The following is a 22431-nucleotide window of genomic DNA, read 5'->3' on the forward strand; positions in this document are numbered from 1 at the left end:
CGGCGGCGGCGCCCGCCCAAACCGTCAGGCCCGCGGCTCCTGGACCTCGGCGCTGAGCGCCGTGAGCGCGTCCTCATCCAACAACTTATTGTCCACTTTCAGCAGCGCCAGGCGCTGTTCGGCGACCACCACCGCCTCCAATACGCCGGGCACCGAGCGCAACCGCGATGCCGCCTGATCCCAATCCTGGGCACTCGCCAGGCGAATCACGCGATTGTCGAGCTTGGGCAATTCGCCCATGCCGCGCAAGTACAGCAGCCAGCCCACGGCGATAACCGCGCTGCCCAGGAACACCGCCTCGGCGCCCACCCACTGGTAAAGGGCGCCGCCCAACTGGCCGCCGATGAACACGCCCAGGAACTGGCTGGTGGAGTAAACACCCATGGCGGTGCCGCGGGTGCCGGCGGGGGCGGCGCGGCCCACCAGCGAGGGCAGCAGCGCCTCGAGCAGATTGAAGGCCATGAAATAAACGAACAACGCCAGCACGAAGTGCCACAGTGTATTGCCGGCCAGCGCCAGCAGGATTTCAGCGACGATCAGCAGGCCCACGGCCACGCGCTTGATGGGCATGGCACCGCGACGCTCGGCGGCGATGATCAGAGGTACCATGGCCAGAAAGCCGCCCACCAGCACCACCAGATACAGCAGGCTGTGCTGTTCCAGCGACAGCCCGAGACGCTGCTTGAGCAGTTGCGGCAGCACCACGAACGACGCGGTCATGGTCATGTGCAGCACGAGGATGCCCACATCCAGGCGGCGCAGCACCGGATCGCCCAGCACGGTGCGGAAGCGCTGAGCGGCGGGCAGCGGTTCACTGCTGCGCACCCTGGGCGAGGGCACCCAGACCGCCACCAGCATCGCCGCCAGACCCAGCACCACGGTGAACCAGAACAGGCCGCTCAGCCCCAGCCAGCGGGCCAGCAGCGGCCCCAGGATCAGGGCGAGGATAAAGGAGGAGCCCACCGCCATGCCGATCAGCGCCATGGCGCGGGTGCGGCGCTGCTCGCTGACCACGTCGCCGATCAACGCCATGATCACGCTGGCGATGGCCCCGGCGCCCTGCAGCGCCCGGCCCAGAATAACGCCGTGGATGCTGTCGCTGAGCGCCGCCACCGCCCCGCCGATGACGAACAGCAGCAGGCCGATCAGCAACAGAGGGCGGCGGCCGAAGCGGTCCGACAGCATGCCGAAGGGAATCTGCAGCAGGGCCTGCATCAGGCCGTAGGCGCCGATGGCGGTGCCGATCAGCAGCGGGGTGGCCCCGTCCAGTTCGGCGCCGTAGACGGCGAACACCGGCAGGAGCATGAACAGCCCGAACATGCGCAGGGCGAAAATCGCTGCCAGGGAGCCGGTGGTGGTCAATTCAGTGCGCCGCAGCGCGGCCCGGGAAGCGTCCGTCATGGTCTAACATCGGTGATACACAAAGGGACGGCGAGTGTACCAGATTCAATCCCGCGTCGGGTGATGATGGGCAGGCCGCCGCCGGAATCCGGGTCTAAGCCGTTCCGCCCAGTGGCCATCGGGCAGACGTTCCCCGCGACCGCCGTATAATGGTAAATTGAACCCCCGCCAATGCGATGATAAATTGGCCCCTTGAATCAGTTTTTTTTCGTATCCCCCTCGCGGGACACAACCTCCCGGTACACGGGACGCATCATGGACGAATTAATGGACACTCAAGAATCACAAAAGGTGTACGTGGTCGGCGGCCAGCATCTTCAGAACGCGCTGCTCACGGAGTTCCTCGACAAAGCGTCGATTACCGCCAGCGCGGTGAAGTCGGTGGACCAGGTCCACGAAGACGACCTGCGCGCCGTGGAGCAGAATCTGTTCCTGGTGGATTTCCATTCCGTGGATGTGAATGACGTCATCACCCGCCTGCTGGAAACGGACAAGCGTCTCGACAGCGAAATTCTGATCGGCGTGTTCAATGTCGACGACGACGATGACCTGTCGCGCCTGGCGGGCCTGCCGATGGTCAACGGCGGCTTTCAGCATGACTGCCCGCAGGGGCTGCTGACCAAGGGCATCAAGTCGATGTTCGAGGGCGAGCTGTGGTTCCCGCGCAAGGTGTTGCAGCAATACCTGGTGAAAAGCCGCGCCTTCAACAAGACCTTCGGCCGCAACGAGGTGAACCTTACCGACCGCGAGATCGAAGTGCTCAAGGTGATGGCCACCGGCGCCAAGAATTCGGAAATCGCCACGGTGCTCAACCTCAGCCCGCACACCATCAAGACCCACATCTACAACATCTTCAAGAAGATCAATGCCTCCAACCGCCTGCAGGCGGTGAACTGGGCGCAGGAAAACCTCTGATACCCCACCTGCCCGACGCCGGCAATCCGGCGTCAGGGCACCATCGTTCTTTCCCCCATCACGCTCTTTCCCCTATACTGCACTGTTCATTCTGACAGTAGCCAAGGGCACGCCATCTCATGGATACCATTCTGGTTCGGGGCGCTCGCACCCATAACCTGAAAAACGTGGACCTCGACATTCCCCGTGACAAGCTGGTGGTGATCACCGGACTTTCCGGGTCCGGGAAATCGTCGCTGGCGTTCGACACCCTCTACGCCGAAGGCCAGCGCCGTTACGTGGAGTCCCTGTCCACCTATGCCCGGCAATTCCTGTCGATGATGGAGAAGCCCGATGTGGACCACATCGAAGGGCTGAGCCCGGCGATCTCCATCGAGCAGAAATCCACCAGCCATAACCCGCGCTCCACGGTGGGCACCATCACCGAGATCTACGACTACCTGAGGTTGCTGTTCGCCCGGGTCGGCGAGCCGCGCTGCCCGCAGCACGAAGCCCCACTGGCCGCGCAGACCATCAGCCAGATGGTGGACCAGGTGCTGGCCATGGAAGAAGGCAGCAAGCTGATGCTGCTGGCCCCGGTGATCCGCGAGAAGAAAGGCGAGCACCTGCATCTGTTCGACGAGCTGCGCGCCCAGGGCTTTATCCGCGTCCGCGTGGACGGTCGTATCTACGACATGGACGACACCCCGGACCTGGACAAGAACAAGAAGCACACCATCGAAGTGGTGGTGGACCGCTTCAAGGTGCGCTCGGACCTGCAGAACCGGCTGGCGGAGTCCTTCGAGACCGCCCTCAACCTGGCCGACGATATCGCCATCATCGCCTCCATGGACGGCAAGCCCCTGGACGGTGACAGCGAGGAAATCACCTTCTCGGCGAAGTTCGCCTGCCCCCATTGCGGCTACTCGATTCCGGAGCTGGAGCCGCGCCTGTTCTCGTTCAACAACCCGGCGGGCGCCTGCCCCAGTTGCGACGGCCTGGGCGTGAAGCAGTTCTTCGACGAGGACAAGGTGATCACCAGCGAGGAGCTGTCCCTGGCGGAAGGCGCGATCCGCGGCTGGGACCGCCGCAATGTCTACTATTTCCAGATGCTCACCGCCCTGGCGCAGAGCCTGGATTTCGACATGGACGTGGCGTTCAAGGATCTGGACAAGACGGTGCGCCGCAAGATTCTCTACGGCACCGGCAAGGAGAGCGTGGAGTTCCGCTATCTGAACGACCGGGGCGACATCATCAAGCGCAACCACCCGTTCGAGGGCATCGTGCCCAATATGGAGCGGCGCTACCGGGAAACCGAGTCCGAGGCGGTGCGCGAGGATCTGGCCAGCTACCTGTCCACGTCCACCTGCCCCAGCTGCGACGGGTCCCGCCTGCGCGAGGCGGCCCGTAACGTCTTTATCGACAACACCACCCTGCCCGAGCTGGTGCGTCTGGCGGTGGGCAAGTCGTTCGACTATTTCGACAACCTGAAGCTGCCCGGCAACCGCGGCGAAATCGCCGAGAAGATTCTCAAGGAGATCCGCGACCGGCTGCAGTTTCTGGTCAATGTGGGTCTGGACTATCTGAACCTGGAGCGCAGCGCCGAGACCCTGTCCGGCGGTGAGGCCCAGCGTATCCGCCTGGCCAGCCAGATCGGCGCCGGCCTGGTGGGCGTCATGTACGTGCTCGACGAGCCTTCCATCGGTCTGCACCAGCGCGACAACGAGCGCCTGCTGTCCACCCTGACCCGCCTGCGGGACCTGGGCAATACGGTGCTGGTGGTGGAGCACGACGAGGACGCCATCCGCACCGCCGACCATGTCATCGACATCGGCCCGGGCGCCGGCGTGCACGGCGGCCGGGTGGTGGCCCAGGGCACCGCCGAGGAAGTGGCCGCCAACAAGGACTCCCTCACCGGCGACTACCTGTCCGGGCGCCGGCGCATTGAAGTGCCCACCAAGCGCAGGGCCACCGGGGACGACTGGCTGACCCTGACCGGCGCCACCGGCAACAATCTCAAAGGCACCGAGCTGAAGCTGCCGCTGGGCCTGTTCACCTGTGTCACCGGGGTGTCCGGTTCGGGCAAATCAACGCTGATCAACCACACGCTCTACCCGCTGGCGGCCACCACCCTGAACAAGGCCACCACCCTGAAAGCGTCGCCCCATGAGCGCCTGGAAGGTCTGGAGCATCTGGACAAGGTGGTGGACATCGACCAGAGCCCGATCGGCCGCACGCCGCGCTCCAACCCGGCCACCTACACCGGCATTTTCACGCCGGTGCGCGAGCTGTTCGCCGGCACCCAGGAAGCCCGGGCGCGGGGCTACAAGCCCGGCCGCTTCAGCTTCAACGTCAAGGGCGGCCGCTGCGAAGCCTGCCAGGGCGACGGCGTGATCAAGGTGGAGATGCACTTCCTTCCGGACATCTATGTGCCCTGCGAGGTGTGCGACGGCCGCCGCTACAACCGGGAGACCCTGGAGGTCACCTACAAGGGCAAGAACATCTACGAAGTGCTGGAAATGACCATCGAGGAAGCCCGCGAGTTCTTCGATGCGGTGCCGGCCCTGCAGCGTCGCCTGCAGACCCTGCTGGATGTGGGCCTGAGCTATGTGAAGCTGGGCCAAGCCGCCACCACCCTGTCCGGCGGCGAGGCACAGCGGGTGAAACTGGCCCGCGAGCTGTCCCGGCGCGACACCGGCCGCACGCTCTATATTCTCGACGAACCCACCACCGGCCTGCACTTCCAGGATATCCAGATGCTGCTGGATGTGCTCAACCGGCTGCGCGACCACGGCAACACCATCGTGGTGATCGAGCACAACCTGGATGTGATCAAAACCGCGGACTGGATCGTTGATCTGGGGCCCGAGGGCGGCGACGGCGGCGGCCGGGTGATCGCCCAGGGCACGCCCGAAAAAGTGGCCAAGGCCAAGGGCAGCCACACCGGGCGCTTCCTGAAATCGATGCTGAAAGCGTCTTCCTGAAGCGGCGCCTCAGATCGGCCCGCCGTGGCCGGGCCGGCAGCGGGCGGCCAGCCAGCGTGCCAGCTGGCGGCGCTGTTCCGGCGTGACCCGGGTGCCGGGCAGCACGGCGGTGGGCCGGGGCCGGCGGTCGAACCAGAAACGGCCGCTGATGTTCGCCACCGCCGGGCTGCTGACCAGCCACACCATGGTGTCCGCGCCCTGGCGCGGCGAGCGGAGCCAGGGCCCGACCCGTTTATGGAACACCGGCAGAGAGGCGGCGACGCCGGGGGTGTCCGCCCAGCCGGGATGCATGCTGTTGAAGCGAACGCCCGGGTGTTGCTCCGCCCAGTGCTCGGTTTGCGCCACCAGCGCCCGCTTGGCCCGGGCGTAGGCCTTGGCGCCGTCGAAGCGCTCGTTCTCGAATTCCATGTCGTCCAGGTGCAGCGCCTGCAGGTACAGACCGCCGCTGGCCACGTTCACCACGCGCCCCTGGCCCCGCTCCAGGGCGGGCAAAAGCTTCTCGGTGAGCAGGTAAGGCGCCAGCAGGTTGACCGCCAGGGTGCGCTCGGTGCCTTCGGTGGTCAGGTCGCGCTCATTGAACAGCGCGCCGGCGTTGTTGATCAGGCCGTGCACTTCCGGAGTCAGGGCGTGAATACGGGTGGCCGCCAGGCGCACTTCCTCGAGCCGTGACAGATCGGCCTCCACGGTGTGCAGGGCGTCCACGCCGCAGCCGCTGAAGGCGCGTACCGCGTTCTGCGCCTGCCGCAGACGCTCACGGTCGCGCCCGACCAGAATCAGGGTGGCGCCGAGGCGGCTGAGCTCCTTGGCGGCGGCCAGCCCCAGCCCGCCGGTGGCACCGGTGACCACGACGATGCGGCCGTCGATGAAATCACTGAGCCCGCGGTCCGGCATGGACTGGTAGCCAAGCCGTGAGAATTCCAGGGCGGCGGGCAGCAGCGCGCGATAGCGCAGCCATTGCCAGACGCCGGGTTCTTCAACGCGGGAGGGCTCCAGGGCACGGCGCAGGTCCTCCATGGCGCGGTGCCCCATGGCGGTGAGCCAGGGCTTGATGATGGCCTGCAGGCGTTCGGCGAGCCCGCCCACATCCAGATCGAGGGTGTAGAGAATTTCCGTGAAGGTCTCGTCGGCCCCGGGCCGGAACTCAATGTGCTCGCGGGCGCTGGCGTCCGGGCCCTGACCGCGCAGGCTCAGGCTGCGCCCCGGGTCGGTGTCGACAAGTTCATAGCCGAAGGCGCGCTGGCGGCCGGCGAAGCGATAATCCACTTCAAAACGGCTCTGCCGGCCGACCGGGCCCGGCGTGCTTTTGCGGGCGTTCTCGACAGCCGGGTTCCACTGCTCCGACGCTGCCATATCCAGCATGTACCGGTAACAATCCGCCGTGGGCCGGCGCACCTGAACGCGCTCCTGCAAGCGAATCATAGCTTTCACACCCTCGGTGAATAAAACACTTTGATTATGCCGGCGCCGCGCGCTTCGAACCGTGAAGGCCGGCGCCGCTATGGCACGGAACCTGCTTGGTTCTCAGAGCCATTGTGACGGAGTCGAGATCATGAGCGAAGGAATCAACACGCACTGGTTGATGCACTATCGCGTGGTCGCGCTGGTCAACCAGTGTCGCCGCCTGATCCGCGACGAATTCGGTACGCGCCTGTCGCTCACCGACCCACAACTTCGCCAGGAACTGGACCGCTTCGCGGCACGCAGCCAATCCAGGGAGCTGGCCCGGCTGATGGACGACATCGCCCGGGAAGCCGGCGCCGCCGATGCGCCCCCTGAGCCGGAAAAGACGGCGCCCAAACGTATGTACCGGGGCCAGCCTCTTCCAGAGCCCGCCTCCGAAACGGAGCCGGGCCGTGCCGCGTCGCCTAAAGCGGTGATCTATCGGGGCCGCCAGGTGCGGGGCTGAGTTACTTCACGCCCACGTAAATGGTCACCTGGTCGCCGCCTTCGAAGACTTCATAGTCGGTGAGGAAGGCACGCTCCGGGGCGTCGTCGCTCTCGAAGTAATGCCATACCTGCCCCCAGGTCTCCATGACCGTGTCGGGCATCCTGCCCCGCCCCTGGAACACCAGGTAGTCTCCGGCTTCCAGGGTCACGGTGGCGTACTCCTCCGGCACTTTCTCCTCGTCGGTGACTTCGACACCGGCTAGTACGCTGTAATCGCCGGCGAGGCCGTCATCGAACTCGGTGTAGACACCGTAAACCGGGGAGCCGGCGGCTTTGTCCGGTATTGAGTGCGCCAGACGCTCGTCATCGAATTTTTCCCAAAGACGGCTGAGCCGGGAATCCTCGGCGTGCATTTCAAGATCGTTATTGGTGCGTATCTGAATGCCCGCCACGGTCTTGCCGTGCTGGCGCTGACGCTCCGGGGTACTTCTTTCGGGGGTCGCCACTAGCTGTTTCCTCCTTGGCCGGGTCGGTTCACAACGATTCCAGGATCGACGCCATGTCGTCCGCGTGCTCTTCTTCCTGAGCCAGTATCTCTTCCATGATGCGGCGGGTGGTCGGGTCCTTGTCACCCAGGTAGGTGGCGATCTCCCGGTAGCTGTCGATGGCGATGCGCTCGGCGATCAGATCTTCCTTGACCATCTCCTTGAGGGTCTCGCCTTCCACGTACTCGGCGTGGGAGCGGCTCTGCAAGCCTTCAGGGGAAAAATTGGGGGCGCCGCCGAGCTGCACGATGCGTTCCGCCAGCCAGTCCGCGTGCTGCTGTTCCTGCTGGGCGTGCTCGAGGAACTCGTCGGCCGCGATGCTGGCGTTGAGCCCGTCGGCCATGTAGTAGTGGCGCTTGTAGCGCAGTGTGCAGACGATCTCGGTGGCCAGCGCTTCGTTAAGCAGCTTGAGAACGGTCTCGCGGTCGGCGTTGTAGCCGGCGGTGACGGCGCCCTGCTCGATATGCTGGCGGGCCCGTTCACGCAGTGTCTTCACATCGGTCAGAAAAGGCTGACTGTTACTCATGGATTCTCCCTGCGTTGCTTTTCTTAACACTACACAGGGATGCGGCCGTTGGCAGCCCGGAACAAGGCGGGAAATCGCAAAATCCGGTAAAGCGGGCGCACCAGTCCGGGGCACGCCGGGCCCTGGCCGGCGCCGGCGGGCCTTTTCTCAGACACAAAAAAACCGGGCCTGGGCCCGGTTCTTTGTGTCGTCCCGCAGGGGCGACTTATTCCGCGTCGGCGATCTCGCCTTCCGGACGATCCACCAGCTCCACGTAGGCCATGGGGGCGTTGTCGCCGGCCCGGAAGCCCATCTTGAGGATACGCAGGTAGCCACCCGGGCGCGCCTTGTAGCGCGGACCCAGTTCGTTGAACAGTTTACCGACCATTTCCTTGGACCGGGTACGGTCAAACGCCAGACGGCGGTTGGCCACCGAGTCTTCCTTGGCCAGGGTGATCAGGGGCTCGGCCACCCGACGCAGCTCCTTGGCTTTCGGCAAGGTGGTTTTGATCGCTTCATGTTCGAACAGCGACACCGCCATGTTGCGGAACATGGCCTGACGGTGTGAGCTGTTCCGGTTCAGTTTTCTGCCGCTCTTGCGATGACGCATGGTTCTGTTCCTATTTCAGGGACGCCAAGGCGCCCATGACAACTCTGTTAGTGCGGTTGATTAACGCAACTTGGTGTTAAGCCGGTCATCATCCCGGAGACTGACCGGCGGCCAGTTTTCCAGGCGCATGCCCAGCGACAGGCCCTTGGAGGCCAGCACATCCTTAATCTCGGTGAGGGACTTCTTGCCCAGGTTCGGGGTCTTGAGAAGCTCGACCTCGGTACGCTGAACCAAATCACCGATGTAGTAGATATTCTCCGCCTTCAGGCAGTTGGCGGAACGAACGGTCAGCTCCAGGTCGTCCACCGGGCGCAGCAGGATCGGATCGATCTCTTCGCGCTCTTGCTTCGGCTCGGGCTTGGCGTCCTGCTCCAGATCCACGAATACCGCGATCTGCTGCTGCAGAATGGTGGCGGCACGGCGGATCGCCTCTTCCGGATCGATGGTGCCATCGGTTTCCAGATCGATCACCAGCTTGTCCAGGTCGGTACGCTGCTCGACCCGGGCGGCCTCCACCACGTACGCCACGCGGCGCACCGGGCTGTAGCTGGCATCCAGCTGCAGGCGGCCGATGCCGCGGGTTTCGTCGTCATCACTCTGACGAGTGTCGGCGGCTTCGTAGCCACGGCCTTTCTGCACTTTCAGGCGCACACGCAGTTCGGTGTCGCCGGTGATGGTGCAGATCAGGTGGTCCGGGTTAACGATCTCAACGCTGTGATCGCGCTGGATATCGTCGGCGGTAACATCGCCCGGGCCTTTCTTGACCAGTTCCAGGGTCGCTTCTTCGCGATCTTCCATCTTCAGGGCCACGCCCTTCAGGTTGAGGAGGATGTTGATCACATCTTCCTGCACACCCTCGATGGAGGAGTACTCGTGCTGTACACCGTCGATCTCCACTTCGGTGATCGCGCAGCCAGGCATGCTGGACAGCAGGATGCGGCGCAGCGCCGTGCCCAGAGTATGGCCGAAACCACGCTCCAGCGGCTCCAGTACGACCTTGGCGTGGGTCTCGCTGATCGCGTTGACCGCGATCGAGCGGGGCGTGAGAAATTCGTTCACGGCGGTCATAGAGATCCCTCAGGCAGTCCTTACTTGGAGTACAGCTCGACGATCAGGTTTTCGTTGATCTCGGCCGGCAAATCGATACGCTCCGGCAGGGCTTTGAACGTGCCCTCGAACTTCTTCTCGTCCACTTCCACCCAGGTCGGGAAGCCGCGCTGCTGGGCCAGTTCCATGGCGTTCTTGACGCGCAGCTGGTTCTTGGCCTTTTCACGCACGGTAACGATGTCACCGGGGCTCACCTGGTAGGAGGCGATGTTCACGCTACGACCGTTAACCAGGATCGCGCGGTGTGATACCAACTGGCGTGCCTCGGAACGGGTCGCGCCGAAGCCCAGACGGTATACCACGTTGTCCAGACGGCCTTCCAGGAGCTGCAGAAGCACCTCGCCGGTGGCGCCGCGGGACCGGGCGGCTTTCTTGTAGTAGCCGCGGAACTGCTTTTCCAGAACGCCGTACATGCGACGGACTTTCTGTTTCTCGCGCAACTGCACGCCGTAGTCGGACAGGCGGCTGGGGCGACGGCCACCGCCGGCCTGGCCGGGGGGCTGTTCCGCCTTGCACTTGGATTCCAGCGGACGAATGCCGCTCTTGAGGAACAGATCAGTGCCTTCACGACGGGAAAGCTTGCACTTGGGACCGATGTATCTTGCCATCTTGCTCTAACTCCCGTTACACGCGGCGCTTCTTGGGCGGACGACAACCATTATGCGGAATGGGCGTCACGTCCTGAATGTGGGTAATCTTGTAGCCACAGCCGTTGAGCGCGCGAATAGAGGACTCACGGCCCGGACCGGGACCCTTGACTCGGACTTCCAGGTTCTTCAACCCGTAATCCTTGGCGGCATTACCCGCGTTTTCGGCAGCCACCTGGGCCGCGAAAGGCGTGCTTTTGCGGGAACCACGGAAGCCGGCACCACCGGAGGTCGCCCAGGACAACGCGTTGCCCTGACGGTCGGTGATGGTGATGATGGTGTTGTTGAAAGAAGCGTGTACATGCGCGATACCGTCCGCAACGGTCCGCGTTACCTTCTTCCGACGTGCGCCACTGTCTCTTTTCGCTTTAGCCATGCTTACTTATCCAGATATCAGGACTTACTTGCGGATCGGTTTCCGCGGGCCCTTGCGGGTCCGGGCATTGGTTTTGGTACGCTGGCCGCGCAGCGGCAGCCCACGGCGATGACGGATGCCGCGGTAGCAGCCCAGATCCATCAAACGCTTGATATTCATGTTGATTTCCCGGCGCAGATCGCCCTCCGTGGAAACCTTGGCGACCTCGGCGCGGATCGCGTCCAGCTGGTCGCCGGAAAGGTCACGCACCTTGACGGTCGGCTCAATGCCGGTCTGCTCGCAAATAGCGCGAGCGCGGGTGCGGCCGATCCCGAAAATATAGGTGAGTGAAATCACCGAATGCTTGTTGTCCGGGATGTTAACGCCTGCAATACGGGCCATCCGAATATCTCCGATTCACAACGCGGTAGTGCCAGCCTCTGGCGCCGAAAGGCGGAAGAGTCTAGCGTTACACCGACTGAATTTCAACCAAACACTAGGAAAAGAAGTTCTGCCCAACCGGGCCGTTAGCCCTGGCGCTGCTTATGCCGGGGCTCGGCACTGCAAATTACCATAACCCGGCCCTTCCGGCGGATTACCTTGCAGTTGCGGCAGATCTTCTTAACAGAAGCCTGAACTTTCATCGCACTCGCCTCACTTTACCTTCAAGCCCGTGGGCCGGTTATCGCACCAGACCGGTGCCGCCATACCCTTTCAGGTTGGCCTTCTTCATCAACTTCTCGTACTGGGTGGACATCAGGTGCGAATTAACCTGCGACCAGAAGTCCATAACCACTACCACCACGATCAACAGTGAGGTGCCGCCCAGATAGAAAGGCACGTTCCACACCCCCTGCAGACCCAGAGGCAGCAGGCATACCAGCGTCATGTACACCGAACCGATCAGGGTCAGCCGACCCATCACCGTGTCGATATAACGAGCGGATTGCTCGCCGGGGCGGATACCCGGGATGTAAGCCCCGGATTTCTTGAGATTGTCCGCCACGTCTTTCGGGTTGAATACCAGGGCCGTGTAGAAGTAGCAGAAGAACACGATCGCCAGGGTAAACAACAAAATGTACAGCGGTGTGCCGGGCAGCAGCGCGTCACTAACGACACGCAGGGCCTGGCCCCACCAGGAATCCGGGTCGCTGGTGCTGAACCACTGGCTCAGCGACGCCGGGAACAGCAGGATGGAACTGGCGAAAATCGCCGGAATCACGCCCGCCATGTTCACTTTCAACGGCAGATGGCTCTGCTGGGCCGCGTAGACGCGGCGGCCCTGCTGCCGCCGGGCGTAGTTAACGGTGATTCTCCGCTGACCGCGCTCGACGAACACCACACCGAAGATCACCGCCACCGCCACCAGGAACACCAGCAGCATGGCCAGCAGGCTCAGATCGCCCTGACGGGCGGATTCGAAGGTCTGCGCCACCGCGCCCGGCAGACCGGCCACGATGGAAGCGAAGATCAGCATGGATATACCATTGCCGATACCGCGCTCGGTGATCTGCTCGCCCAGCCACATCAGGAACACCGTGCCGGTTACCAGCGTGGTCACGGCCACGAAGTAGAAGCTGGCCACCTGCATGGTGGAGGCCGCTTCCGGCAACAGGGTGATGCCCTGGCTCTTGAGGCCCGCGCACACACCAAACGACTGGATCGCGCCCAGTGCCACCGTCAGATAACGGGTGTACTGGGTAATCTTGCGGCGACCCTGCTCACCTTCCTTGCGCAGCTGCTCAAGGGAGGGAACCACCGCGCTCATCAGCTGGATAACAATGCTCGCGGTAATGTACGGCATGATACCCAGGGCGAAGATGCTCATGCGCTCCAGCGAACCGCCGGAGAACATATTGAACATGCCAAGAATGGTGTCCCGGTTGTTGTTGAACATCTGTTCCAACGCTTCCGGGTTCATTCCGGGAACCGGGATGTGCGCACCGATCCGGAACACCAGCAGGGCTCCCAGCAGGAAACCGATGCGGCGCCACAGCTCACGAGTGGCGCCGCCGGTGGCCGCGGTGTTGTTGTTCAGTGTTTGTGCACGGTTCTTGGCCATAGCCCCGCCTTATTACTCCTCGATTTTACCGCCGGCCTTCTCCACCGCTTCGCGAGCACCCTTGGTCAGGGCGACGCCGCGGATGGTTACCGCGCGGTCGATTTGGCCGCGCAGCACGATCTTGGCGCGTTTCTTATCGGAGCGAACAACACCGGCGTCCTTCAGGGCCGCCAGGTCGATCACGTCACCTTCCACCTTGGCCAGCTCCGCCAGACGCACTTCCGCGGTGGCCATGGCCAGCTTGGAGGTGAAGCCGAACTTGGGAACCCGACGCTGCAGCGGCATCTGGCCGCCTTCGAAACCAGGCTTCACGGTGCCGCCGGAACGGGACTTCTGACCTTTGTGGCCGCGGCCACCAGTCTTGCCCAGGCCGGAACCGATACCACGGCCAACCCGCTTCTCGTCCGGACGGGATCCGTCAGCTGGATGCAAATCATTGAGACGCATCGCTTATTCTCCCTCTACCCGTACCAAGTACGCGACTTTGTTGATCATGCCACGTACGGAAGGTGTGTCTTCAACTTCCACGGTGTGACCGATGCGGCGCAGCCCGAGACCGCGCACACAGGCCTTGTGGCCTTCCAGCCGACCGCTGCTGCTTTTAACCTGGGTTACTTTGATCTTGTCAGCCATCGTTAAGCTTCCGTCTGTGTGCGCTTAGCCGAGAATCTCTTCAACGGATTTGCCGCGCTTAGCCGCCACCGATTCCGGTGAGGACATCTGCTTCAGCCCGTTGAACGTTGCACGCACCACGTTCACTGGATTGGTGGATCCGTAGCACTTCGCCAGAACGTTCTGCACGCCGGCCACTTCCAGCACCGCGCGCATCGCGCCACCGGCAATCACACCAGTACCGTCGTCGGCAGGCTGCATGTACACCTTGGAGGCGCCATGGCGTGCCTTGATCGGGTGCTGAATGGTGGTGCCTTTCAGGTCCACCTGAATCATGTTGCGGCGGGCGGCTTCCAGCGCCTTCTGGATGGCGGCCGGCACTTCGCGTGCCTTACCGCGGCCGAAGCCTACCTTACCTTTGCCGTCGCCCACTACAGTCAACGCAGTGAAACCGAAGATGCGGCCGCCTTTTACTACCTTGGCAACCCGGTTCACCTGAACCAGCTTCTCCTGGAGACCTTCGTTGGGATCAACTTTCGCCATAACCAAGCACCCTTAGAATTCAAGCCCGTTTTCGCGCGCGGCATCCGCCAACGCCTTGATCCGACCGTGATAACGGAATCCGGAACGATCAAAGGCTACACGCTCGATGCCCGCCTCTTTGGCGCGCTTCGCAATCAGTTCGCCTACTTTCGATGCGGCGTCGGCATTGCCGGTGGCCGCTTCGCGCAGGTCCTTCTCGACGGTACTCGCCGTAACCAGAACCCGGTCACCAGCCGCGCTGGTGATCTGCGCGTAGATGTGGCGCGGGGTGCGATGTACGGACAGACGGATCTGGCCGGACTCGCGGATGTTAAGGCGAGTACGTTTGGCCCTGCGCAGACGTGCAAGTTTCTTGTCCATCATGGCTCTAGTCTCAACAATTATTTCTTCTTGGCTTCCTTACGGCGCACCTGCTCATCAGCATAGCGCACCCCCTTGCCTTTGTAGGGCTCGGGCGGACGGAAGGCCCGGACATTGGCGGCAACCTGACCAACCAGCTGCTTATCAATGCCCTTGACAACAATTTCGGTCTGGGTCGGGGTTTCGATGGTGATGCCATCGGGCAGCTGATACGCCACCGGATGGGAGAAACCCAGCGTCAGGTTCAGGGTCTTGCCCTGAGCCTGGGCGCGATAACCCACGCCGTTGAGGACCAGCTTGCGCTCGAAGCCCTCTGAGACGCCGGTGACCATGTTGTTCACCACCGCGCGGGTGGTACCGGCCAGCGCCCAGGATTCCTGGGACTCCTCGCGCGGCTTGACGGTGAAGATACCGTCTTCAAACGACACGTCCACCTGCTCGTGCACTTCATGTTCCAGGTTGCCTTTGCTGCCCTTTACGGACACCTTGCGACCGTCGATTTTCAGCTCGACGCCGCTGGGCAACTTAACCGGATTTTTCGCTACTCTAGACATTGCTGCACCTAAACCCGTCTACACCGCTACCGTTAGGACACTTCGCAGATCAGCTCGCCGCCTACATTAGCCTGGCGCGCTGCGCGATCGGAAAGAATGCCCTGGTTGGTGGACACGATCATCACACCCAGGCCGCCCTTGACCTTGGGAATCTGGCCGGCGTTTTTGTAGACACGCAGACCGGGGCGGCTGACACGGGAAATCTTTTCGATTACCGGACTGCCCTCGAAATACCGAAGGTCCACGGTCAGCACGGGCTTCTTGTCGCCGGCCACCGAGAAGCCTTCGATGTAACCTTCTTCCTTCAGTACCTTGGCAATGGCCTGCTTAGCCGTGGAAGAAGGAATCTCCACCTTGGCTTTCCGGGCCATCTGCGCGTTACGGATACGAGTAAACATATCCGCCAGGGTATCTTGCATGCTCATGCCGCAATCGCTCCGCTACTCATGCCTATATCTTGGCTTGCTTACCAGCTGGACTTAACCAGACCGGGGACGTCGCCGCGCATCGCTGCTTCGCGCAGCTTGATACGGCTCAAACCGAACTTCCGGTAGTAGCCGTGCGGACGACCGGTAATCCGGCAGCGATTACGCTGGCGCACCGGAGAGGAATCGCGCGGCAGCTTCTGGAGCTGCAGTTGCGCGTCCCATTTTGCTTCGGGTTCGGCGTTGGGATCGTTAACGATCGCTTTCAGCGCCTGACGCTTGGCGGCGTAACGCTGAACCAACTTGGCGCGCTTCGCCTCCCGATTTTTCATAGAGACCTTTGCCATGACAAATCCTCAGCCCTTCAGCGGGAAGTTGAAGGCGCGCAACAGCGCGCGTGCCTCGTCGTCGGTTTTCGCCGTGGTGGTGATGGTGATGTCCATACCACGCAGCTTATCAACCTTGTCGAAATCCACTTCGGGGAACACGATCTGCTCGCGCAGCCCCATGGAATAATTGCCCCGGCCGTCGAATGACTTGGGATTCAAACCACGGAAGTCACGCATCCGGGGAATCGCCACCGCCACCAGGCGGTCCAGGAATTCGTACATACGGCGATTGCGCAGGGTCACCTTGCAGCCGATCGGCCAGCCTTCACGGATCTTGAAACCCGCAACGGACTTACGCGCCTTGGTGATCAGCGGCTTCTGGCCGGCAATCGCGGTCATGTCGGACAAGGCGCCTTCGATGGCCTTACGGTCCGCGGCCGCTTCACCGACACCCATGTTCAGGGTGATCTTGGTGATTTTCGGCACTTCCATGACATTGTCGTAACCCAGCTCTTCTTTGAGCTTTGCCACGATCTGTTCGTTGTAAACCTTTTTCAGATCACTCATGGTCCACCTGTCCTCACGCGTCCAGCGTTTCGCCGCTAGACTTGAAGAAACGCACCTTATCGCCATCCTCGAAACGGAAGCCAACACGGTCCGCTTTCTCGGCCTTGGGGTTCCAGATGGCCACATTGGAAGCGTCGATACCCGCTTCCTGTTCGACGATGCCGCCCTGAATACCACGGTTCGGATTGGCGCGTACGTGTTTCTTAACCACGTTCACCCCGGCCACGATCAGACGGCCGTTCGGCAGCACGCGCTGAACCTTGCCGCGCTTACCTTTATCCTTGCCCGCGATTACGATGACTTCATCATCACGCTTGATCTTGAGCATTACGTTCACCCGCCTTTAAAGAACTTCCGGTGCCAGGGAGATGATTTTCATGAACTGCTCGGTACGCAGCTCACGGGTCACCGGTCCAAAGATCCGGGTACCTACCGGCGCCTTGTTGTTGCCCAACAGCACCGCGGCGTTTTCATCAAAACGAATCACGGAGCCGTCCGGGCGGCGCACACCGCGGCGGGTGCGGACCACCACAGCGGTCATCACATCACCCTTCTTAACGCGGCCGCGCGGAATCGCTTCCTTTACTGTGACCTTGATGACGTCACCAATGCCTGCATAGCGGCGGTGGGAGCCACCCAGCACCTTGATGCACTGCACTCGACGGGCGCCGCTGTTATCGGCGACTTCGAGCATCGTTTCGGTCTGAATCATCGCTTACTCTCTCCAACTCCTGCCCTGCAGGCAGCCACAGCAACCTTGGTCAGACCTTGTTGGTCTGCTCCACCACGTTCACCAGCATCCAGGTTTTACGCTTGGACAACGGGCGGCACTCTTCAATCGTGACCAGGTCACCTTCGTTGCACTGATTCTCTTCATCATGCGCCATCAACTTGGTTGACCGCTTGATGATCTTGCCGTAAATCGGGTGCTGCACCCGGCGCTCCACCAACACGGTGATCGTTTTCTCACCCTTGTTGGAAATGACCTTGCCAGTAGCGGTCCGGCGCAGTATCTCTTTCGCTTCTGCCATGCCTAGTTACCCTGCTTCTCTCTCAGAATGGTTTTCACCCGTGCAATATCACGGCGAACCTTCCCAAGCTGATGGGTTTGTGAAAGCTGCCCGGATGCCAGTTTCATGCGCTGCTTAAACTGCTCTTCAAGCAACTCGAGCTGCTGGTTGTTCAGCTCTTCGACACTCTTTTCTCTCAGTTCGCTCGCTTTCATGGCTTACATCACCGTCCGAGTCACTACGCGGGTGCTGATCGGCAGCTTGGCCGCGGCGAGGCGGAACGCTTCGCGCGCTACGTCCTCTGAAACACCTTCCATTTCGTAGAGCATGCGGCCCGGCTGAATCTGAGCCACCCAGTACTCCACGTTACCCTTACCTTTACCCATCCGGACTTCGAGCGGCTTCTGGGTGATCGGCTTATCCGGGAACACACGGATCCAGATTTTGCCGCCCCGCTTGATGTGCCGGGTCATGGCACGACGGGCTGCTTCGATCTGGCGGGCGGTAATGCGGCCACGACCGGTAGCCTGCAGGCCCACGGTGCCGAAAGACACCTTGCTGCCCCGCTGTGCCAGGCCGCGGTTACGGCCCTTATGAACTTTCCGGAATTTGGTACGCTTCGGCTGCAACATCGTTCGTTACCCTTTAACCGCGGCCGCGCTTCTTGGCGCCCTTGGACTGCTGTTGCTTCTGTTCTTCCTGAATCTGCTCCATGCCACCAAGCACTTCGCCACGGAAGATCCAGACCTTTACGCCAATGGTGCCGTAAGTGGTTTCGGCGCGAACGCTGGCATAATCGATGTCCGCACGCAGCGTGTGCAGCGGCACCCGGCCTTCGCGATACCACTCGGTACGGGCGATCTCGGCGCCACCCAGGCGTCCGGACAACTGAATCCGAATACCTTCGGCGCCGGACTTCATGGCGTTCTGCACCGCGCGCTTCATAGCGCGGCGGAACATTACCCGACGCTCCAACTGACCGGCGACGTTGTCGGCCACCAGGCGGGCGTCGAGATCCGGCTTGCGCACCTCTTCGATATTGATGTGCACCGGAACGCCCATCTTGGCGGCCACGTCGCGACGCAGGCGCTCGACGTCCTCGCCTTTCTTACCGATCACAATACCCGGACGCGCCGTGGAGATCGTGATGCGCACGTTTTCTGACGGGCGCTCGATCTTGATACGGCTCACCGAGGCATTCTTCAGGCGCTTGAACAGATATTCACGCACCTGCAGGTCGGAAACCAGGCAGTCGGAATAGGTTTTCTGCCCGGCATACCAGAGCGAGTTATGCTCTTTGACAATGCCCAGGCGAATACCGATCGGATGAACTTTCTGACCCATCTGGTTACTCCTGACCTTCTGAGACTTTTACAGTGATGTGACAAGTGCGCTTGAGGATGCGATCGGCGCGGCCTTTGGCGCGCGGTCGAATACGCTTCATCGTCATGCCCTCGTCCACAAACACTGTGGAAACTTTCAGCTCATCCACGTCAGCGCCGTCGTTGTTTTCCGCGTTAGCAATCGCGGACTCCAGCACTTTCTTTACAATCCGGGCCGCCTTCTTGGGGCTAAAGGCCAGAACATTCAGCGCCTTCTCCACCTCCAGACCTCTGATCTGGTCGGCCACAAGGCGGGCTTTTTGAGCCGAAATTCTTGCGCCCCGCAGACGGGCTGCAACTTCAGTAACTTCAGTCGCCATGGCTGTCACCTTATCGCTTAGCCTTCTTGTCCACGATGTGCCCGCGGTATGTGCGGGTCAGGGCGAATTCGCCCAACTTGTGGCCCACCATGTGCTCGGTGATCAATACCGGAACATGCTGACGGCCGTTATGTACCGCGATGGTCAAGCCCACCATCTCCGGGATGATCATGGAGCGACGGGACCAGGTTTTGATCGGCTTACGGGAGCCGGCTTCCACCGCTTCTTCCACCTTCTTCAAAAGGTGGTGATCCAGAAACGGACCTTTCTTCAGTGAACGTGGCACAGCCTGAACCTCTCTCTATCCCTTACTTACGACGGTCACGCACAATCATCTTGGAGGTGCGCTTGTTTGTACGCGTTTTGTGGCCCTTGGTAGGTACACCCCAGGGGGTAACCGGGTGACGACCGCCGGAAGTGCGACCTTCACCACCACCATGAGGGTGATCCACCGGGTTCATCGCCACACCACGTACGGTCGGGCGAACACCCCGCCAGCGCTTGGCGCCGGCCTTACCCAGCGAGCGCAGACTGTGCTCGCTGTTGGCAACTTCACCGATGGTGGCCTTGCACTCGGCGCTCACCTTGCGCATCTCGCCGGAGCGGAGACGCAGGGTGACATAGCCACCATCCTTTGCCAGCACCTGAATCGCGGTGCCGGCGGAGCGGGCCAGCTGGCCACCCTTACCGGGCTTCATTTCCACGTTATGAACCGTGGAACCCAGCGGAATGTTGCGCAGCGGCAGAGCGTTACCCGCCTTGATCGGCGCGTCTTCACCGGACTGGATACGATCACCGGCTTTCAGGCCACGCGGCGCCAGAATATAGCGACGCTCACCATCCAGGTATTTGATCAGGGCGATATGAGCGGACCGGTTGGGGTCGTACTCAAGGCGCTCGATCACACCGGCGATACCGTCCTTGTCCCGACGAAAGTCGACGCGACGATACTTTTGCTTGTGACCACCGCCTTTATGGCGGGTGGTGATGCGGCCGTTGTTATTACGACCGCCACTTTTACTCTTCGCTTCCAGCAGCGGCTCATAAGGTGCACCTTTGTGCAGATCCTCATTAACCACCTTGACCACAAAGCGGCGGCCCGGGGAAGTCGGCTTAGCTTTAACAATCGCCATGATTACTTACTCCCTTACCTTACTCTGCGCCCAGGAAGTCGATGTCCTGGCCTTCCGCCAGAGACACATAAGCCTTCTTCCAGCCCGCGCGCTTACCGGCGACACGCCCGAAGAACTTCTGCTTGCCTTTGACGCTGAGAGTCCGCACGGACTCCACTTTCACGTCGAACAGCGCTTCCACGGCCTTCTTGATTTCAAGCTTGTTGGCGTCTTTCGCCACCTTGAAAACGAAGGCGTTGCCCTGATCGGCCACCAGCGTGGCTTTCTCCGAAACGTGCGGCGCGAGAAGTACGTTAAAAATGCGCTCTTTGTTCATGCCAGCGCCTCCTCAAGCTGCTTCAGAGCCGGAACCGTCACCAGCACCTTCTCGAAGGCGATGAGACTGACCGGATCCACGCCACTGGCGTCGCGAATATCCACTTTGGGCAGGTTGCGTGCCGCCAGGTAGAGGTTTTCATCCACCTCACTGGTCACGATCAGCACACTGCTCAATTCCAGATCCTTTAGCTTGGATGCCACCTGCTTGGTTTTCGGTGAGTCGATGTTGAACTCGTCGACCACCACCAAACGTTCCTGACGTACCAGCTCGGAAAAAATGCAACGCAACGCGCCGCGGTACATCTTGCGATTCACCTTCTGGGAAAAATCGCGGGGTTCTGCGGCAAACGTCTTGCCGCCGCCACGCCACAGCGGGCTGCGGATAGTGCCGGCACGGGCCCGGCCAGTACCTTTCTGACGCCAGGGCTTACGGCCACCACCGCTTACCGCCGCGCGATTCTTCTGAGCCTTGGAACCCTGACGGGCACCGGCCAGAAACGCGGTCACAACCTGATGAACCAGAGGCTCGTTGAAGTCTTTGCCGAAGGCGACTTCAGAAACGGTTACGGTACCTCCAGAGGCAGTATTGAGATTCATCCTCTATTCCTCTTTCAGGCCTTCGCCTTCACTGCCGGGCGCACGATAACATCACCACCGGCCGCACCGGGGATGGCACCCTTTACCAGCAACAGATTCTTTTCCGCATCCACACGCACGATTTCAAGGTTCTGAACCGTTACGCGCTCGGCGCCCAGATGACCCGCCATCTTCTTACCCTTGAAAACCTTGCCCGGGGTCTGGTTCTGACCAATAGAACCCGGCGCGCGATGTGACAAGGAGTTACCATGGGTAGCGTCCTGAGTACGGAAATTCCAACGCTTCACGCCGCCCGCGAAGCCTTTACCCTTGGAAGTGCCGGTTACGTCCACGGACTGACCCGCTTCGAACACCTCAAGAGTCACCTCGGAGCCGGCCTGCAGCTCGCCGACTTCGCCGCGGAACTCGCCCGCGCTGCGGCCGGCTTCGACACCGGCCTTCGCGAAGTGACCGGCCTGCGGCTTGGTCACCCGGCTGGCCCGGCGCTCACCCACCGTCACTTGCACGGCTTCGTAGCCATCTGTTTCTTCGGTCTTGACCTGACTCACCCGATTCGGGGTCACTTCAATGACGGTCACCGGAACACTGATACCTTCCTCAGTGAACACCCGGGTCATCCCGCACTTCCGACCGATTACACCAATCGCCATTGTCTACCTCTTCACAACCTGTCGCGGTTGAACCGCCCGTAGTTGTCGGTCTGAGCAATCTCAGGCCAGTTATCCCAGGCTAATCTGCACGTCCACACCAGCCGCCAGGTCAAGCTTCATGAGCGCATCCACGGTTTTATCCGTGGGCTCAACGATGTCGACCAGCCGCTTGTGGGTGCGGATCTCGTACTGATCACGCGCATCCTTATTCACATGCGGAGAGATCAGCACAGTAAACCGTTCTTTACGCGTCGGCAGAGGGATTGGACCCTGTACCTGCGCACCCGTCCGTTTTGCCGTATCCACGATCTCCTGGGCGGACTGATCAATGAGACGATGATCAAAGGCCTTGAGACGGATGCGGATTCTTTGGTTAGCCATAGCTAACAAACTCCAGACTGTTTCGTACCATTCTTTAGATGGCAAAAAGCCCGCCCAACCTGTCCGTCCGGAAGGTGGTGGGTGTCAAAACAAGCCCGGGAACGATGCCCCGGTTGATCGCGCTCTTTAGCCGGTGCTTTGTTTACCGGTTAAGAGGGCGCAAATTATAGGGATAAAAAAAGGCCAGGGCAAGGGCCCCGGCCTTTTTATTTCCCTTTACTCGATAATCTTGGACACCACGCCGGCGCCAACG

At 61.5% G+C, this 22431-nt stretch carries 35 protein-coding genes; 3 read left to right on the forward strand and 32 right to left on the reverse strand.

Translation table 11 applies throughout. From position 1 onward, the window contains the following. Window positions 1-24: 24 nt before the first annotated feature. Window positions 25-1401, reverse strand: a complete 1377-nt coding sequence (locus ISO4_RS13515; RefSeq protein WP_194856576.1) for an MFS transporter — start codon at window positions 1399-1401, stop codon at window positions 25-27. A 255-nt stretch (window positions 1402-1656) separates the two neighbouring features. On the opposite strand from ISO4_RS13515, the gene ISO4_RS13520 reads away from it, so the two are divergent. Together ISO4_RS13520 and uvrA are read left to right on the forward strand one after the other, a co-directional pair. Then, a complete protein-coding gene (locus tag ISO4_RS13520) occupies window positions 1657-2316 on the forward strand; it encodes a LuxR C-terminal-related transcriptional regulator (RefSeq protein WP_228548133.1) in 660 nt (219 codons plus the stop codon). 119 nt (window positions 2317-2435) lie between these two features. Then, window positions 2436-5279 carry an excinuclease ABC subunit UvrA gene (gene uvrA / locus ISO4_RS13525; RefSeq protein ID WP_194856577.1) on the forward strand — a complete coding sequence of 948 codons (2844 nt, stop codon included), beginning with the start codon at window positions 2436-2438 and terminating at the stop codon, window positions 5277-5279. A gap of 9 nt (window positions 5280-5288) precedes the next feature. Here uvrA and ISO4_RS13530 read toward each other — a convergent pair whose 3' ends face one another. Beyond that, complete coding sequence (locus ISO4_RS13530; protein ID WP_142949689.1) at window positions 5289-6698, reverse strand: SDR family NAD(P)-dependent oxidoreductase; 1410 nt, start codon at window positions 6696-6698, stop codon at window positions 5289-5291. 130 nt (window positions 6699-6828) lie between these two features. Here ISO4_RS13530 and ISO4_RS13535 point away from each other — a divergent pair, with 130 nt between their 5' ends. Next, window positions 6829-7185 (forward strand): hypothetical protein, encoded by a 357-nt coding sequence (locus ISO4_RS13535; protein ID WP_142949690.1) that lies wholly within the window; start codon window positions 6829-6831, stop codon window positions 7183-7185. 1 nt (window position 7186) lies between these two features. On the opposite strand, the gene ISO4_RS13540 is transcribed toward ISO4_RS13535, so the two are convergent. From ISO4_RS13540 to rpsJ, 30 genes are all read right to left on the reverse strand, one after another. Further along, entirely contained in the window at window positions 7187-7672 is a 486-nt protein-coding gene (locus ISO4_RS13540) for a GyrI-like domain-containing protein (RefSeq protein ID WP_142949691.1), read from the reverse strand. 28 nt (window positions 7673-7700) lie between these two features. Next, window positions 7701-8237 carry a ferritin-like domain-containing protein gene (locus ISO4_RS13545; RefSeq protein WP_142949692.1) on the reverse strand — a complete coding sequence of 179 codons (537 nt, stop codon included), beginning with the start codon at window positions 8235-8237 and terminating at the stop codon, window positions 7701-7703. 205 nt (window positions 8238-8442) lie between these two features. After that, window positions 8443-8826, reverse strand: a complete 384-nt coding sequence (gene rplQ, locus ISO4_RS13550) for a 50S ribosomal protein L17 (protein WP_067609468.1) — start codon at window positions 8824-8826, stop codon at window positions 8443-8445. A 60-nt stretch (window positions 8827-8886) separates the two neighbouring features. Continuing rightward, window positions 8887-9894: a DNA-directed RNA polymerase subunit alpha gene (locus ISO4_RS13555; protein WP_142949693.1), complete on the reverse strand. Its 1008-nt coding sequence runs from the start codon at window positions 9892-9894 to the stop codon at window positions 8887-8889. A gap of 20 nt (window positions 9895-9914) precedes the next feature. Continuing rightward, window positions 9915-10541 carry a 30S ribosomal protein S4 gene (gene rpsD, locus ISO4_RS13560; RefSeq protein WP_067609472.1) on the reverse strand — a complete coding sequence of 209 codons (627 nt, stop codon included), beginning with the start codon at window positions 10539-10541 and terminating at the stop codon, window positions 9915-9917. Window positions 10542-10557: 16 nt separating this feature from the next. Further along, complete coding sequence (rpsK, locus tag ISO4_RS13565; protein ID WP_067609474.1) at window positions 10558-10956, reverse strand: 30S ribosomal protein S11; 399 nt, start codon at window positions 10954-10956, stop codon at window positions 10558-10560. Window positions 10957-10980: 24 nt separating this feature from the next. Further along, window positions 10981-11337 carry a 30S ribosomal protein S13 gene (gene rpsM, locus ISO4_RS13570; RefSeq protein WP_142949694.1) on the reverse strand — a complete coding sequence of 119 codons (357 nt, stop codon included), beginning with the start codon at window positions 11335-11337 and terminating at the stop codon, window positions 10981-10983. A gap of 125 nt (window positions 11338-11462) precedes the next feature. Next, window positions 11463-11579, reverse strand: coding sequence for a 50S ribosomal protein L36 (gene rpmJ, locus ISO4_RS13575; RefSeq protein ID WP_008928865.1), 117 nt, complete (start codon window positions 11577-11579; stop codon window positions 11463-11465). A gap of 38 nt (window positions 11580-11617) precedes the next feature. Continuing rightward, window positions 11618-12997, reverse strand: coding sequence for a preprotein translocase subunit SecY (secY, locus tag ISO4_RS13580; protein WP_067612757.1), 1380 nt, complete (start codon window positions 12995-12997; stop codon window positions 11618-11620). Window positions 12998-13009: 12 nt separating this feature from the next. Beyond that, complete coding sequence (gene rplO, locus ISO4_RS13585; RefSeq protein ID WP_067612759.1) at window positions 13010-13444, reverse strand: 50S ribosomal protein L15; 435 nt, start codon at window positions 13442-13444, stop codon at window positions 13010-13012. A gap of 3 nt (window positions 13445-13447) precedes the next feature. Then, a complete protein-coding gene (rpmD, locus tag ISO4_RS13590; protein ID WP_067612762.1) occupies window positions 13448-13630 on the reverse strand; it encodes a 50S ribosomal protein L30 in 183 nt (60 codons plus the stop codon). 24 nt (window positions 13631-13654) lie between these two features. Next, on the reverse strand, window positions 13655-14152 hold the full coding sequence (gene rpsE / locus ISO4_RS13595) for a 30S ribosomal protein S5 (protein ID WP_067612765.1): 498 nt from the start codon (window positions 14150-14152) through the stop codon (window positions 13655-13657). 12 nt (window positions 14153-14164) lie between these two features. Continuing rightward, window positions 14165-14515, reverse strand: coding sequence for a 50S ribosomal protein L18 (gene rplR, locus ISO4_RS13600; RefSeq protein ID WP_067612768.1), 351 nt, complete (start codon window positions 14513-14515; stop codon window positions 14165-14167). Between the two features lie 17 nt (window positions 14516-14532). After that, the gene (gene rplF / locus ISO4_RS13605; RefSeq protein WP_142949695.1) at window positions 14533-15066 is read right to left on the reverse strand and encodes a 50S ribosomal protein L6; all 534 of its coding nucleotides are present in this window, start codon (window positions 15064-15066) and stop codon (window positions 14533-14535) included. Window positions 15067-15098: 32 nt separating this feature from the next. Next, window positions 15099-15491 carry a 30S ribosomal protein S8 gene (gene rpsH / locus ISO4_RS13610; RefSeq protein WP_067612774.1) on the reverse strand — a complete coding sequence of 131 codons (393 nt, stop codon included), beginning with the start codon at window positions 15489-15491 and terminating at the stop codon, window positions 15099-15101. Window positions 15492-15532: 41 nt separating this feature from the next. After that, the gene (gene rpsN, locus ISO4_RS13615; RefSeq protein ID WP_194856578.1) at window positions 15533-15838 is read right to left on the reverse strand and encodes a 30S ribosomal protein S14; all 306 of its coding nucleotides are present in this window, start codon (window positions 15836-15838) and stop codon (window positions 15533-15535) included. Window positions 15839-15847: 9 nt separating this feature from the next. Then, the gene (gene rplE / locus ISO4_RS13620; protein ID WP_067612780.1) at window positions 15848-16387 is read right to left on the reverse strand and encodes a 50S ribosomal protein L5; all 540 of its coding nucleotides are present in this window, start codon (window positions 16385-16387) and stop codon (window positions 15848-15850) included. Between the two features lie 13 nt (window positions 16388-16400). Further along, complete coding sequence (rplX, locus tag ISO4_RS13625; RefSeq protein ID WP_142949696.1) at window positions 16401-16715, reverse strand: 50S ribosomal protein L24; 315 nt, start codon at window positions 16713-16715, stop codon at window positions 16401-16403. Between the two features lie 15 nt (window positions 16716-16730). Further along, window positions 16731-17099 (reverse strand): 50S ribosomal protein L14, encoded by a 369-nt coding sequence (rplN, locus tag ISO4_RS13630; RefSeq protein ID WP_142949697.1) that lies wholly within the window; start codon window positions 17097-17099, stop codon window positions 16731-16733. Between the two features lie 49 nt (window positions 17100-17148). Then, window positions 17149-17418 (reverse strand): 30S ribosomal protein S17, encoded by a 270-nt coding sequence (gene rpsQ, locus ISO4_RS13635; RefSeq protein ID WP_142949698.1) that lies wholly within the window; start codon window positions 17416-17418, stop codon window positions 17149-17151. A 2-nt stretch (window positions 17419-17420) separates the two neighbouring features. Further along, the gene (rpmC, locus tag ISO4_RS13640) at window positions 17421-17612 is read right to left on the reverse strand and encodes a 50S ribosomal protein L29 (RefSeq protein ID WP_067612792.1); all 192 of its coding nucleotides are present in this window, start codon (window positions 17610-17612) and stop codon (window positions 17421-17423) included. A 3-nt stretch (window positions 17613-17615) separates the two neighbouring features. Beyond that, the gene (gene rplP, locus ISO4_RS13645) at window positions 17616-18029 is read right to left on the reverse strand and encodes a 50S ribosomal protein L16 (RefSeq protein ID WP_067612795.1); all 414 of its coding nucleotides are present in this window, start codon (window positions 18027-18029) and stop codon (window positions 17616-17618) included. A 13-nt stretch (window positions 18030-18042) separates the two neighbouring features. Continuing rightward, on the reverse strand, window positions 18043-18741 hold the full coding sequence (rpsC, locus tag ISO4_RS13650) for a 30S ribosomal protein S3 (protein WP_194856579.1): 699 nt from the start codon (window positions 18739-18741) through the stop codon (window positions 18043-18045). 4 nt (window positions 18742-18745) lie between these two features. Further along, window positions 18746-19099, reverse strand: coding sequence for a 50S ribosomal protein L22 (rplV, locus tag ISO4_RS13655; RefSeq protein ID WP_067612800.1), 354 nt, complete (start codon window positions 19097-19099; stop codon window positions 18746-18748). A gap of 10 nt (window positions 19100-19109) precedes the next feature. Then, complete coding sequence (rpsS, locus tag ISO4_RS13660; protein WP_067612803.1) at window positions 19110-19385, reverse strand: 30S ribosomal protein S19; 276 nt, start codon at window positions 19383-19385, stop codon at window positions 19110-19112. Between the two features lie 22 nt (window positions 19386-19407). After that, window positions 19408-20232 carry a 50S ribosomal protein L2 gene (gene rplB, locus ISO4_RS13665; protein WP_142949700.1) on the reverse strand — a complete coding sequence of 275 codons (825 nt, stop codon included), beginning with the start codon at window positions 20230-20232 and terminating at the stop codon, window positions 19408-19410. Window positions 20233-20251: 19 nt separating this feature from the next. Further along, window positions 20252-20548, reverse strand: a complete 297-nt coding sequence (gene rplW / locus ISO4_RS13670; RefSeq protein ID WP_067612437.1) for a 50S ribosomal protein L23 — start codon at window positions 20546-20548, stop codon at window positions 20252-20254. Continuing rightward, a complete protein-coding gene (gene rplD / locus ISO4_RS13675) occupies window positions 20545-21147 on the reverse strand; it encodes a 50S ribosomal protein L4 (RefSeq protein ID WP_067612435.1) in 603 nt (200 codons plus the stop codon). Before rplD ends, rplW begins: the two co-directional genes overlap by 4 nt. A 14-nt stretch (window positions 21148-21161) precedes the next feature. Next, on the reverse strand, window positions 21162-21797 hold the full coding sequence (gene rplC, locus ISO4_RS13680) for a 50S ribosomal protein L3 (protein ID WP_194856580.1): 636 nt from the start codon (window positions 21795-21797) through the stop codon (window positions 21162-21164). A gap of 69 nt (window positions 21798-21866) precedes the next feature. Next, window positions 21867-22178 carry a 30S ribosomal protein S10 gene (rpsJ, locus tag ISO4_RS13685; RefSeq protein ID WP_067612426.1) on the reverse strand — a complete coding sequence of 104 codons (312 nt, stop codon included), beginning with the start codon at window positions 22176-22178 and terminating at the stop codon, window positions 21867-21869. Between the last annotated feature and the right edge of the window lie 253 nt (window positions 22179-22431).

The organism is Alloalcanivorax venustensis ISO4 (assembly GCF_015356855.1).
GTDB classification, from domain to species: domain Bacteria; phylum Pseudomonadota; class Gammaproteobacteria; order Pseudomonadales; family Alcanivoracaceae; genus Alloalcanivorax; species Alloalcanivorax venustensis.